This is a genomic window from Saccharobesus litoralis (assembly GCF_003063625.1).
Lineage (GTDB): Bacteria > Pseudomonadota > Gammaproteobacteria > Enterobacterales > Alteromonadaceae > Saccharobesus > Saccharobesus litoralis.
The window spans coordinates 3,012,424-3,026,553 of the sequence record NZ_CP026604.1; the positions used below are offsets into that span (position 1 = coordinate 3,012,424).

Consider the following 14,130-nt stretch of genomic DNA (forward strand, 5'->3'; position numbering starts at 1 on the left):
ATTAAACTAATAATTTTAAAATAGGTTGTCGGGCAAGAGTGGTATGGGAGTACTCAAGCCCAACGTTTAATTGTTTCAATTAAGCAGCGGCGGTTTCTGCTTTTTTCTTTTGTTGTTTTTTATTGTCAATTGGCTCTACTTTGCGCTGCTTCTCGTATAAGAACTTCAATACTTCAGAGCGGTAGTGCACGTATTTTGGATCTTCAGCTAATTCAAGGCGATTTCTTGGACGCGGTAAATCTACGTCTAAAATTTCCCCAATAGTCGCTGCTGGGCCATTAGTCATCATTACAATGCGATCTGATAACAACACTGCCTCGTCAACGTCATGCGTAATCATAATAACCGTGTTACCTAAATCTTTTTGGATCTCCATCAAAGAATCTTGTAAATGTGCACGGGTTAGCGCGTCCAATGCGCCAAAAGGTTCGTCCATTAGCAAAACTTCTGGCTTCATAGCTAAAGCACGAGCTATGCCAACTCGTTGTTTCATACCACCAGAAATTTCATCTGGGCGCTTATCAGCGGCATGAGACATGTGAACTAACTCTAGGTTGTGATTCACCCAATCTTTCATTTCACTTTTACTCATGGTCTTATTGAAAACTTGCTTAACCGCAAGCTCAACATTTTCATAAGCAGATAACCAAGGTAATAACGAGTGGTTTTGGAAGACAACAGCACGCTCAGGACCTGGCTCGTTAACTTCTTTATTGTTAAGTAATACACCGCCTTCAGTTGCTTGATACAAGCCGGCAACAATGTTGAGTACGGTTGATTTACCACAACCTGAGTGGCCAATTAATGAAACGAATTCGCCTTTTTCGATAGCTAAATCAACATCACGTAACGCGCGAAACGGACCTTTAGGAGTTGGAAATTCAATACCGCACTGCGAAATTAATAAATGTGGATGTTCTACTGACATGATAGGTTCTCCATCTTAAGCTGCTGAAATTGTTTGTTTATTCAGCAGCTTAGGTAAAATTTGTTTAGTTAAAGTGTCTTGTTTTGGTTCGTTGCTATTTAATGGTGCAATTAACGTAAAGTGGCATTTTTGTCCCAGCTTACGTACTTTTGTATCATCAGCATGACGCGGTCTAAGATGAAACCGATAATACCAATCACTAATACTGCAACCATGATGCGAGCTAGTGAGTCTGAGCTACCATTTTGGAACTCGTCCCAAACAAACTTACCTAAACCTGGGTTTTGCGCTAGCATTTCGGCGGCAATCAATACCATCCAACCTATACCAAGCGATAAACGCAGACCGGTGAAAATCATTGGGATTGAACAAGGCATAACTATTTTTGCAACATGACCAAAACGACTTAAACGTAATACTTTACTGACATTGATTAAATCTTGCGGCACGGCAGATACACCCACTGCAGTGTTAATCAAAGTTGGCCATAAACAACATAGTGCAACTGTCAAAGCAGATGTTAAGAATGATTTTGAGAACATAGGGTCATCAGAAACATACACTGCACTGACTACCATGGTCACTAACGGCAACCATGCTAATGGTGATACAGGTTTGAATAACTGAATAAGTGGGTTGATCGCGGCATAGGCGCTTTGGCTAAGACCACAAACAATACCTAATGGAACAGCAATGACAGACGCTATTAAGAAGCCCACCATAACTGTGTATAAACTGGTCCAAATTTGATCAAAGAAAGTTGGCTTACCCGTATAAGGGCGAATTTTAACTTTTGCGTCAGGATTTTTTTCTAATTTCTTTGCATTACGCTTTTCTTGACGTTCAATAAATGCGACTTCTTTTTCGCGTTCTTCGTAATGTTCGTCAATTAATGTTTTGGCTTGCTCAAAAGTTTGGGTTGGGCCAGGAAATTGGCCTAATGAGGTATCAATACTTTTGGCGACGATATGCCAGCAGAAAAGAAAAACTACGAGACCTGTAATTGGTAATAAGGCAACGCGTGTCCAGTAGTTGACGACTTCACTGGTTAGAAAAGTCTTTATTTCGGGAAATTTTGCTAATGTACTCATGATGAACCCTTTCGATAAACGTCTTTGTTAGTACCCTTTGAACCCGCTGCTATTGTTGCTGGGGGAGTGCAATCGGGTTTGGCTTCTTTGCCGTAATCGTTTATGTCTTTAAAATTAACGACTTGTTGAGTGCTAACCACCACAAATCATAGTGGCTAGCAATAAAGTTGTTGCGGGTTTGGATGAAACACTTTTGTCCGTAAAATCTATCCAAACCGATTTCCTGTGTTGAATTTTCGCTTAAAGTTTAGTGCTACCTTTAAGACCGATTTCGAACTGCTCTAAGTAAGCGTTTGGCTTAGTACCGTCATACACAATGTTGTCGATGAAATGTGTTTGTTTTGGTTTGTAGCCTGTTTCAGTTTTAAAGTTAGGGAAATCAGAAGCTTTAGCTACGCCGTCTGCCACTAATGCTTTAGCTGCTTGAGCATAGATGTCTGGACGATAAACTTTTTTAGCAATATCTTTGTACCAAGTGTCTGATTTCTTCTCTTCGATTTGACCCCAACGACGCATTTGCGTTAAGTACCAGATAGCATCTGAGTAGTAAGGGTAAGTCGCGTTATGACGGAAGAATACGTTGAAATCAGGTACTTCACGCTTGTCGCCTTTTTCGTACTCGAACGTACCTGTCATAGAGTTAGCGATTACGTCGTAATCAGCACCAACATACTGGCTCTTAGATAAGATTTTTACTGCTTCTGGACGGTTAGCATTGTTGTTAGCATCTAACCACATTGCTGCACGGATCATCGCTTTAACTACGCGGATGTGAGTGTTAGGGTATTTATCAGACCATTGCTTGTTAACACCGAATACTTTTTCTGGGTTGTCTTTCCAAATTTCGTAGTCAGTCACAACGGGAACACCAATACCTTTAAATACCGCTTGTTGGTTCCAAGGTTCACCTACACAGTAACCGTAGATAGTGCCCGCTTCCATAGTGGCTGGCATTTGTGGTGGTGGTGTAACAGAAAGTAAAGCATCAGCGCCGATTGTACCTGATGTATCACCTTTGTGCGGTGCGTAGTAACCAGGGTGAATACCGCCAGCTGCTAGCCAGTAACGTAATTCATAGTTGTGGGTTGATACTGGGAATACCATACCCATGTTGAAAGGCTTACCTTCGTCTTTGTATTTTTCAACAACCGGCTTTAACGCATCGGCTTTGATTGGGTGAACTGGACGGCCATCAGCCATTTTTGGAATGTTTGGCTTCATTTGTTTCCAAATTTCATTAGAAACCGTAATGCCGTTACCGTTTAAATCCATTGAAAATGCAGTAATGATGTCGGCTTGAGTACCGAAACCTATGGTTGCACCTAAAGGTTGACCTGCAAGCATGTGAGCACCATCTAATTGACCATCAATTACGCGGTCAAGTAGTACTTTCCAGTTAGCTTGCGCTTCTAAAGTTACGTATAAACCTTCGTCTTCGAAGTAACCTTTTTCATAGGCTACAGCTAAAGGCGCCATATCAGTTAACTTGATGAAACCGAATTTTAAATCTTCTTTTTCTGGTTCACCTAGTTCTGCTAGGGCATTACCACTGATTGCCAATGAGGCAACCGCCGAAAGTGTTGCAACAGTTTTTAGCGCTTTGCGAACAAAAGTGCTTGTAACCTTTTTAGTGAATTGCATTGTATTCTCCTACCTTAAAAACGAAAAAAGCCCGTTTCGCTGATCTAGGAACTATCAATAGATAGACTCCGTGATCAGAGAAGCGGGCTTCGGTGCCAGGTATCTATAACGACACGCCGTTGTGCCAGATACCAATATCAAATTGTTACGTTTAGGTATTAGCACCTAATGTGCCAGTTTTAAAAAGTTTAATAAAAACAGTGGTTTATGTGTTTTTGGTGGTGATTGGACACTAAAAGGCTGGGTTAAAGGTGATTGCTTGTGCGCATTATTGGGGCAGGTATTAATATGCTTGAATGATTAAAAATGCTAACGGATCTTCATTTTTAGCTATATAAAAAGCCTGTAATCGGCTTATTACAGCTTATCCAATTCGCTTGTAACGCCTAATTTACTTGCCTTATAGCTAAATGATGCAACTTTATGATTATTTTTTGAACGTTTATTAAACAACGACACATTTTAGGGCATGTTCAACTTGGTGCATGTTCAGTGTTTAGTTAAACAGCGTTGTAAAATACGGGGTCTAGTGGCAAAAAAGCATGCCTGTTTTTAATGCATGCCTTTCATTTGTGCATATTATCACTTTGAGTCGTTATCGCTCGGGGGGTTAAGTGTCAGGGTCGGGGAAAGCATCACGGATGGCTATAAACTCATCTAAATTATCGAGCAATAAATCGACTAGCTGAGGATCAAAATGTTTACCACGTTGATCTTTAAGTAAATCGATGACTTTGTCTAATGGCCAAGCGGGTTTATAGCAACGTTCGCTGGCTAATGCATCAAATACATCCGCCAGCGCGGTGATACGCCCAACAATGTGGATATCGTTGCCCTGTAACCCTTGTGGATAACCAGAGCCATCCCATTTTTCATGATGTTGATATGAAATGACCGCGCCTAGTTGTAAGATCTCATTAGTGGATTGGCTCAACACGTCATAACCCAGTTTGGCGTGGGTTTGCATAATGGCCCATTCTTCATTATCTAATTTAGCCGGTTTATTTAAAATTTTATCTGGGATCCCGACTTTACCGACATCATGTAATGGAGAGGCCAGCTTTATATGCTCGCATATATTGGAATCTAAGCCACTGAGTTTGGCTAGCATATAACTGAAATTAGCCACTCGTTTAACATGGCTACCTGTCTCTTTTGAGCGTTTTTCTACTGCTTCGCCGAGTATATAGCTCAGTTCTTTTTGCGAATCCTTAATTAATTCGCGTAAACGAATGTTGTCATAAGCCACCGCAAAGTTATTCGAGAAAAACTCTAATAAATCATGCTGGGTTTGTTCTAATTTCTCGCTGTTTCCAACATACAGTAAATTTTCTAAACCACGTTGCGTAGTAAAGTAACCAATAAAAAAGTCTTCACCATGAATAGAAGTTTTTTGATTGTGCGCTTGCTCAAATAAAAGTTGAATATTATCCGGTATCTCTGTTGAGCTAGAACGGGTAGGGTAATCAGGGTCACATAAGGCAAGTAAACGAAAATCAATGTCGTGTTTGTCATCATTGACCGCAGCACAGCAATATATTTTATCGTCTTGCATACCTAATAAATTGGCAACTTGCTCAAGTACCACCGAGCCAAAAGCACTAATTGAGTCACATTCAAGAAAATTCATCGTGGAGCCTATTATTTTCTCTAAGCCTTTTTGATGCTCTTGAATAGTCTTTAAATCTCGGTACGAGCGCAAGGCAGCGTACATTAAAGTTTTTAACTTAATGTCGGTTAGTTCAGTTTTATTTTTATAGTCGTTAATATCATAGTCACGAATAACCGCTTCTTCTGGCGCTTGACCAGGTTGCCCCGTGCGCAGCACAAGACGGATAAGCTTGTTTTTAAGATCTTGACGAATATATTTAACTAACTCTAGACCCGCGTGGTTAGTTTCCATGACAACGTCGACAAACGCGACAGCAATATCATCATGTTGAGCTAATACCTCGCGAGCTTCCTTGGCTGAATAGGCACTAATAAATTCGAGGTCAGCCTCTTCCAATTGGAAGCCCCTTAGCACCAATTTGGTTACTTGGTGAACATCGGCTTCGTCATCAATTATTAGTATTTTCCAGCTTTTTTGCGGGGCAGACACTACCTCTTCAACTAAATCATTGTCGTCACAAAAAAGAAAGTCGTTACTCATTAACATGCTCTCAATTACATTGATATTAACTAATATAGCTGGTGTTGGTAGATTTGCTTAGTTTGTATACAGATACTATTTTAATAATTGAGTTAGTCATCAATAGTCTTCTCGATCAGGTCTTATGGTTCATTGTCAGCGCTTACTCGCCCCAATCACATAGTAGAGCATATGCTCATGGGGTCTCGAAGCTTGCCTGCATGGATGCAGGTAAGGGGCGTTAGCAGGACGCGGTAGCTTTGACGGCTTTGCTTACATGGATGTAAGTACTTAGGTTTCGTCTGGAACTAGAAACCTGCCACTAAAACCTGATCGCTTTGACTAAATATTGTGACTGTTCACTAAATTATCTAAACCTAACTTATAGTCAAAGCGATCGAACCATGCCAAGTGATCGAGTAGAAAGACAGTTATCTGATTTTGAGTCGCGTATGGCGATTGCCATGGAAACGACCAACACCACGTTCTGGGAATTAAACTACACCAGTCAGCAATATTATGTGATTAAAGCGGATAAAGGTCATTGCACCAATATTGTTAGCCCTTGGTTAGGCGAAGAAACACTTAGGTTGTTTATGCATCCTGATGATGTGCAAATGGCCTATAAGGGGTTGCAGGATGTTGCTGAAATTGGTGGGCAAGTGATGGAAATGCGTTGTCGTGTGGCTAAGCATGCATTGCAAGCCAGCCGCTATTTACAGTCAGATGTGCCAAAAGAATGGGAGTGGATGTTATTTAGTGGTAGACGGGTTGATGCCAGTAGTTTAGGTGCCAATGATAACCATGTTGTTGTAGCCGGCAGTATGCAAAACATAGCGCAATTACAGCAAGCGGAAGATTCATTAACTGAATTAACCCATGATTTAGAAAAGCGAGTATCAGAGCGTACCGCTGAGCTTAATCGCTCATACCAAGAAGTGGCAGATAGCATATTAGAATTACAACAAGCGCAGGATCAGCTAGTTGAGTCAAAGAAAATGGCAGCCCTGGGCTCCATGGTTGCCGGTGTGGCACATGAAGTGAATACCCCTTTGGGTATTTGCGTCACGGCACTGAGCCATATTAAAACAGTAGTTGATCAGTTAGAACAAAAGTACAAGCAAAATAAATTGAGTCGCACAGACTTGGAGCATTTATTTTCTGAGACACAAGACGGAGTGAGTTTAACTTTATCTAATGTTGAGCGCGCCAGTAATTTAATCAAAAGTTTTAAACAAGTATCGGTTGAGCAGTCTAACGAAGATGCACATGAGTTTGAACTTGTCGAGCTGATTAAGGATTCCATTGATACGGTGCGGCCAAGGTTTAAAAATAGTGTGCACCAAGTTAAATTTGACGGCCAATTGCCAATCAATATGTGTAGTCATGCGGGGGCTATTTCGCAAATTATTATTAATTTTATGATTAACTCATTAACCCATGGTTTTGATAATGAAAAGCCAGGAGAAATGGAAATTCTGGTTTCAGAAGTGGGTGATGATGAAGTGCTATTGATTTATCGTGACAATGGTAAAGGAATTAAAGCGGAAAACTTATTTAAGATTTTCGACCCGTTTTTTACAACCAATCGTCAACAAGGCAATACAGGCCTAGGCATGAATATTACCTATAACTTGGTTAATCAAAAGCTCAAAGGTCAGATAATTGTCAATAGTCTTGTCGATCAAGGTGCTGAATTTTATATTCGCATTCCCAAACGTTTAGACAAACTTAAAAAAAAATAATGCATCGTTGCGGCATAAACCGCAACAATGCAGGGTAAGCGTGGCAAGTGGCCAGCTAGTAGTTTGAATTATCTAGCTCAACCGCATCATAAATTTGCTCAAAAATGTCGGGTTCGGCTGCTTGAATGCGATTCCAGCTTGGAATAAAAGGCGTTTCCATGGGTTTATCTAAGTACTGTTGACCTGCTTCCATTATATTTTTAGCAAACAATTCAACCGCTTCTTCTTCACTATGACGGTCTATTTGTAAGCCGTTGAACATTGCATCATTGTAGTACATTTCAACAAAGTCTAATGCGATCCTGAAATAGCTAGCTTTAATGGTGCGGAAGTGCTCTTCGGTAAATACAAAGCCATTGGTAGCGAGTTTACGAAAAACAGCTTTAGTAATATCCGTACTCATTTTGGACAAGCCTTTTTCGGCATCTTCTTTAGATAGTGGCTGGTGTTTGTGGTCATAACAATCAGCAATGTCAACCTGACAGATATTGCGTTCGTTATAATTACGATGCAATTCAGATAGCACACCTATCTCAATGCCCCAGTCACTTGGAATACGCAAATTGCGGATCACGTCAGTACGCAGAGCAAATTCACCAGATAGTGAATATTTAAAGCTATCTAAATATTCAATATAGTCATTGCTGCCGCAAACTTGCTTTAATGCCCGTAGTAAAGGTGTCACTAACAAACGACAAACCCGACCATTTAATTTACCGTCAGCGTATCGTGAATAAAATCCTTTTGAGAATTGGTAACGGAAAGACGGATTAGCCACAGGATAAACTAAACGCGCGAGTAAGCTGCGGTCATAGGTTTTAATATCACAGTCATGCATAGCAATGACTTTTGAATTACCTTGGGCTAAGGTGTAACCATAGCAATACCAAACATTACGACCTTTACCTGGCTCCTTTGGTGCAAGATCAAGTTTTTGTAATTTCTCGTCTACCGCGCGTAAACGTGGGCCGTCATTCCATAAAATCTTTAATGGTTGAGGCAGTCGGCCAAAATATTCTTTGGCATGTTCAAATTCTTCTTTAGTGGCTCGGTCTAAGCCCACGACTATTTGGCTTAAATAAGGTACATCTTTTAGTTGTTGCACTATACCTTCGAGTGCATCAGTTTGTAGCTCTGAGTACAGTGAAGGCAGCACCAATGTCATTGGCATGGTGCGGGAAAAACCAACTAGTTCGCGCTCTATGTCTTCAGTTGTGCGATCAGCTAAATTGTGTAGCGTCGTTATTGTACCGTTTTGATGAAAATCACCCATGCTCGGCCTCCTGAGCGTTAACTAAGAATAATATTAATAGCTTGTGTGACCCCTTCGAACCATCCGGTTGATCCTTGTGAAAGGGGATTAATTTGTAAGTTGGAGCTGGTTAGTTCCAAGTGTTCACCGTTGGCATCACGAATACAGATTGCAATATCTGTTTCGCTTAGCATGGCAAAATCATTTGGGCTATCGCCAGCAGAAAAGGTATTCCAAACCACATAAGGGTTTTTAGCTTGGTAAACTTTTTGTAGCCATTGAATGCCACTAGCTTTGTTTACTTGGCCTAATACGTGATAAAAGCGGCCACCTTTTAATAAGGTGAACCCTGCATCACTAATTTCGTGTTTAAAACGTTGTAGTTTTTCTTCACTGTCTTGCCAGGTCAGAGGTTCGCTAGCAAAACGTTGCTTGGCCATTTTGGCCTTATATAAAGGCAAATCGGTTGCTTGCGCCACTTCTTCCGCGGTGAGCTCGCTAAAACCAGTAAATTTAAAATGATACTTGCGCTTAAGCTTTTGTAGTAGCTGAGTAATCGCTTCTACGCTTTCACCTAAATTGACCATTTGATAGTCGTCATACAGGTTTATTTGTACATCTTTTTTCAAATGTTCTGGAATTTTAAATTCTTTAGGCACACAAACTAGGCTGCCATTTTCGATGACAAAAGGCGCATTGTTTTCTAGTTCGATATTAAAAGCCTGTACTTCGGCGAATGTTTTACTCGTATTAAAAATGACGGGAATATTGAGTCGTTGTAATTCATTGTAAGCCGGCATGGCGGCTTGATAATTATAATCGTGGTGATCTAAAAATGAGCCATCTAAATCAGAGAACATTAACCAGTGAGTAAATTTATCGTTTTGCTTATGCGGTAATTCTATGTGCGTTACTTTTTGTTGGGCATCTAGCTCAAGTACCGCATCTGATAATGCTGGCAAGCGGGCTAAGTTATCTTCGGTGATACGTTGATAATGTTGAATAAAGGTGGCGACTTGTGCGTCTGACATACCGGCATCTAAGCCTTTAATTGCCTTTAATCTGTGCTCTTGTTTAATACGCCAGTTAACCACTTGATCAAAGCTAGGCGCTTTTAGCATGATGTTGACGTCAATTAAATCGAATAATGCCGGATAAACACAACGCAGTTGACGATTGACCCAGCCGCGCCAAATGGCGTGTGGATCTTGTTCTTTTTCTAATGGGTTGACCGGTTTATCAAGCAAGTCTGCTTCTACCGCTTGGCTATTTACACACCAACCTTCCAAGAAAATAATATCGGGTTGCTCGGTGATTGTTTGCCATTCACTTTCAGAGGCACGATCGTCTACTGCTTTATCGAAGATAGGAAGCTGAAGACTAAAATCGGCTGGATATTTGGCTTGCTTAAGCTGACTAATCAGTGAAACGCCTAATTCTACATCGTGAGTGCCGGGCACCCCGCGTGTCGCTAATAATGGGTGAACTGTCTCAGCCAGTTGTTGGCGCTCGTTTTTAGTTAGGTATAAGTCATCAATCGACACCACGACGGATTTTTTGTAGAAGGCGTGTGCCAGTAACCAAGTGAGTAGGTGACAAAGTGTTGATTTTCCCGAGCCTTGCGTACCATTAACACCAATGACAATCGGTTTATTTTGATGAAGCTGATTACAGTAAGACGCCAGTGGATAATATACTGTGTGCAGCTGCTTGCTAAGGCTTTCAGGGTAATGGGCCTTGCGCAAAAATTGTGTGAACTTTTGGGCAAAAAGTTCGCTTTGTATTTTTGTATCCATACAGGTTGGCTGCTTTATCATATTTTTCCACCTACTGAGTTAACCTGCTTAACAAGTCAAAATAGTGTCGTTGCGAGCATTTACGTCTTGTTACTCCACATAGCAAAATAGTTTCCAGTTTTTAAAAGTCCAATAAAAACAATTGGTTATGTTTGTTTTTGTTGTTTAATTAGTAAAAAGATAGATGATGCTTAGCATTTTTGCACCAAATTGGATCTTTAAGTGGTTACGCATTATTTGATTGCAAACACGAATTACACATGCCTTAACGCTAGGAATGATAATTGCACAGTAACAGTTTAGTGCATTTGCCTAAGTCGACATATTTTGCGGTTAACCACTGACTAAAACTGTCGGATTAAAATTACAATACGAGCTAGGGGATCTTATGACTGTTGAGTTTACTGCTGATTTCAAACGTACCATAGAGCAGCGATTAGCCCACCTATATAAACCGGATGATAAAGCCCAAGCATTGGATGCTTTATTGAGCATGTTGGCTAAGTATCAAGCAATATTCCCTAATAAGGTGCAAGGACATCGCTGGAATGAAGAGGATATGATCTTAATTACCTATGGTGATTCTGTTTGTGGCCTCGAAAATAAGCCGTTACAAAGTTTATATAAGTTTTGGTTAGAATATTTAGATAAGGTACTGCCTTGCATTCATATTTTGCCGTTTTATCCGTTTAGCTCAGACGATGGTTTTTCTGTAATTGATTATAAAATGGTCAATCACGAATTAGGCAGTTGGCACGATATTATGCAAATCAGCGACAATGTAGACCTGATGTTTGATTATGTGCTGAATCATATTTCGCGAGAAAGTTTATGGTTTGTTGACTATGTGAGTGGCAACAAACCTTACACAGATTACTTTATTCAATTACCGCCAGAAACCGATACGCATTTAGTCACTCGGCCACGAAATACGCCCCTGTTGGCGCCAATACATACTCGTCAAGGGTTAAAGTACGTTTGGGCAACCTTTAGTGAAGATCAAATTGATTTAAACTACGCTAACTGGCGTGTGCTTATCGCCATGATTGATGTTTTCCTATTTTACATTAGTAAAGGAGCGCGCTTTGTGCGGCTCGATGCGGTGGCATTTTTATGGAAACAGTTAGGCACCAATTGCATTCATTTACCCGAAACACATGAAGTTGTTAAATTACTGCGTGATATTATTGATGAGATTGCACCTTGGGTGGTGATTATTACCGAGACGAATGTGCCGCATAGTGAAAACCTCAGTTACTTTGGCGCAGGGGATGAAGCACATATGATTTATCAATTTGCTTTACCCCCATTAGTGCTCTTTACCATGCATCGTGGTAACTCAGAAACACTAACCTCATGGTGTATGAGTTTAAACCCGCCACCAGACAACTGTACTTTCTTAAATTTTACCGCTTCTCATGATGGGGTGGGTTTGCGAGCGCTTGAGAATATTTTGCCGCCACATGAATTAGAAAGCTTAGTTGATTCTATGCATCAGTTTGGCGGTTTCGTGAGCATGAAAAGTAATAGCGACGGCACTGAAAGCCCATACGAGATCAACATCTCTTATTATGATGCTATGTTAGGAACCCGCACGGGCCCTGATCAATGGCAGCAACAGCGCTTTTTGTGCTCACAAACCCTGATGATCAGCTTACAAGGGATCCCCGCTATATACATTCATAGCTTGTTAGCTACGCCGAATGATTTAGAAGGGGTTGAAAGTACAGGGCGTTTACGCTCAATTAATCGTAAAAAATGGCAGGCAGTTGATTTAGATAAACATTTATCGAGTCGTGATGGTTTAGTGTTTAAAGAATACAAAAGACGATTACAGTTACGAAAAATGCAAAAAGCTTTCTCTCCTGACGCTGAACAAAAAGTATTTGATATTAGCAGCCAATTATTCGTTATTAGGCGCAGCCATAAGCAGCAAACCCTATTTGCTATTTATAATGTGACGAGTCGCATAGTGGAACTCGATTTACAAAAGCTATATCACGGTAATGATGCAACATTAATTGATGTATTGTCAGGTACTCAGTATCAAGCCGACAAAACGATTAAAATTGAGCCTTATCAGGCATTGTGGTTAAGTTAACTCATTAAACGCACTACGGATCTTTTTGGTGCATAATCGGTTGGTAATTCGCCAAGTTATATTTTGGTGCGTTACCAACTCTGACCTAAATTAATAGAAATAAAAAAATATTTCACTGCTCCTGCCCCGTATTATATGTGAATATCACTTTTTTATATGACATAAATTGTTATAACACAACAAGCTGGAATGAAGCTTGCTATCTTAGCAATGAATGCAGCCCCCCAGTTGCTGTATTCAGACAAGATACGGTTAAATTAGCAATGTCGCTAATCGAGATGGTAAGGAAGGTAACGTATGTCATTTTTAATGCAACCAGCCTATTTTTTAATTAAAGGTTTTGGCTTAGTGCGCTACGCGCTTTTGCTGGTATTGTTATTTGTGGGTGTGGTTTGTGCCGGCGTGTGGTTAAGTACGGATCTATTTATTGCCTTGTCTGTTATCTATCTTTATTTATTTTTTGGTGCATTTTTACGCATCTTTTCAGAGATCAGTGAATTTAAACATTTAGTACGTAAAGTCGATGTTAAAGATGATTTTGATTATCGTACCCTTAAATTTGATTCATTGTTATACACCCAGTCATTTGCTGAGCTATTGCGTACTTATCGTGATATGTCACGTATTAACGATGCTTATTCTGATCGAATGAGTGAAGTTGAGCATTCCTCAGCGCAAGTTATTGAAACCGCTAATCAAGTATCGAGTAATGTGCGTCGTCAGTCTGACTCAACTCATTCGACAGCGGCAGCTATTGTTGAAATGACCCAGTCGTTAGCAGAAGTGAATGATAAAATTGTTAATGTTCACAATGCAGCTGAGCAGGCCAGTCAAGTCGCTAAGCAAGGACATGATTATTTAACGCAACTGCACAATGAAATTCAGCAAGTTGAAGAAGAAGCAGAGCGTACCCAACAAGAAATGTCGACTTTGGATAAGTCGACTGAAACCGTTATGCGCATGTCCGAGTCCATTCGTGAAATTTCTGAGCAAACAAATTTATTAGCATTGAATGCATCAATTGAAGCGGCTCGAGCCGGTGAATTTGGCCGTGGTTTTGCGGTAGTCGCCGAAGAAGTGCGCGCTTTGGCGCAGCGCAGTAACGAAACCGCTAGCAGTATTATTGGTAGTATTGTTGATGTTAAGGAGCAAAGTCAGCAAATTGTAGACAGTATGAATAATGTCGTTGAGCGCTCGCAGTCGTGTTTAACACAAGCTCGCACGGTGGATGATGTATTAAAACAAATTGAACAAGAGACTTTTTCGGTACAAGAACAAATCGGTATCGTTTCAGCGAATGCCGAGCAACAAAAAATGGCGACACAAGAAATATCAGAACATGTTGAATTAGTGGTTGAAGGGGCAAGATCAAATGCAGATATTGCCGACCAAGCCGAGCGTGTAGCCAGTCATTTAAAGAATCTAACTCAGCTTGCTTAACAACG

The 14,130-nt window shown here is 40.5% G+C and carries 9 protein-coding genes; 3 read left to right on the top strand and 6 right to left on the bottom strand.

The genetic code is table 11. The features are described from left to right. Positions 1-79 precede the first annotated feature (79 nt). The 4 genes from C2869_RS10810 to C2869_RS10825 form a co-directional block, all read right to left on the bottom strand. Positions 80-928: an ABC transporter ATP-binding protein gene (locus tag C2869_RS10810; RefSeq protein ID WP_108602950.1), complete on the bottom strand. Its 849-nt coding sequence runs from the start codon at positions 926-928 to the stop codon at positions 80-82. A gap of 110 nt (positions 929-1,038) precedes the next feature. Beyond that, positions 1,039-2,019: an ABC transporter permease gene (locus C2869_RS10815; RefSeq protein ID WP_108602951.1), complete on the bottom strand. Its 981-nt coding sequence runs from the start codon at positions 2,017-2,019 to the stop codon at positions 1,039-1,041. 240 nt (positions 2,020-2,259) lie between these two features. Beyond that, positions 2,260-3,660, bottom strand: coding sequence for a CmpA/NrtA family ABC transporter substrate-binding protein (locus tag C2869_RS10820; RefSeq protein WP_108602952.1), 1,401 nt, complete (start codon positions 3,658-3,660; stop codon positions 2,260-2,262). Positions 3,661-4,270: 610 nt separating this feature from the next. Then, positions 4,271-5,812, bottom strand: a complete 1,542-nt coding sequence (locus tag C2869_RS10825) for a DUF3369 domain-containing protein (protein WP_108605033.1) — start codon at positions 5,810-5,812, stop codon at positions 4,271-4,273. 383 nt (positions 5,813-6,195) lie between these two features. On the opposite strand from C2869_RS10825, the gene C2869_RS10830 reads away from it, so the two are divergent. Continuing rightward, positions 6,196-7,536, top strand: coding sequence for a sensor histidine kinase (locus C2869_RS10830; protein ID WP_108602953.1), 1,341 nt, complete (start codon positions 6,196-6,198; stop codon positions 7,534-7,536). A gap of 55 nt (positions 7,537-7,591) precedes the next feature. Here the strand turns inward: C2869_RS10830 and C2869_RS10835 are convergent, their stop codons facing one another. Together C2869_RS10835 and C2869_RS10840 are read right to left on the bottom strand one after the other, a co-directional pair. Further along, the gene (locus C2869_RS10835; RefSeq protein ID WP_108602954.1) at positions 7,592-8,809 is read right to left on the bottom strand and encodes a glycosyltransferase family protein; all 1,218 of its coding nucleotides are present in this window, start codon (positions 8,807-8,809) and stop codon (positions 7,592-7,594) included. 17 nt (positions 8,810-8,826) lie between these two features. Next, a complete protein-coding gene (locus tag C2869_RS10840) occupies positions 8,827-10,605 on the bottom strand; it encodes an HAD-IIB family hydrolase (RefSeq protein WP_108602955.1) in 1,779 nt (592 codons plus the stop codon). A 367-nt stretch (positions 10,606-10,972) separates the two neighbouring features. Between C2869_RS10840 and C2869_RS10845 the strand changes: the two genes are divergently transcribed. Together C2869_RS10845 and C2869_RS10850 are read left to right on the top strand one after the other, a co-directional pair. Continuing rightward, the gene (locus C2869_RS10845; protein ID WP_108602956.1) at positions 10,973-12,685 is read left to right on the top strand and encodes a sugar phosphorylase; all 1,713 of its coding nucleotides are present in this window, start codon (positions 10,973-10,975) and stop codon (positions 12,683-12,685) included. A gap of 297 nt (positions 12,686-12,982) precedes the next feature. Further along, positions 12,983-14,125 carry a methyl-accepting chemotaxis protein gene (locus C2869_RS10850; RefSeq protein WP_108602957.1) on the top strand — a complete coding sequence of 381 codons (1,143 nt, stop codon included), beginning with the start codon at positions 12,983-12,985 and terminating at the stop codon, positions 14,123-14,125. Positions 14,126-14,130 lie beyond the last annotated feature (5 nt).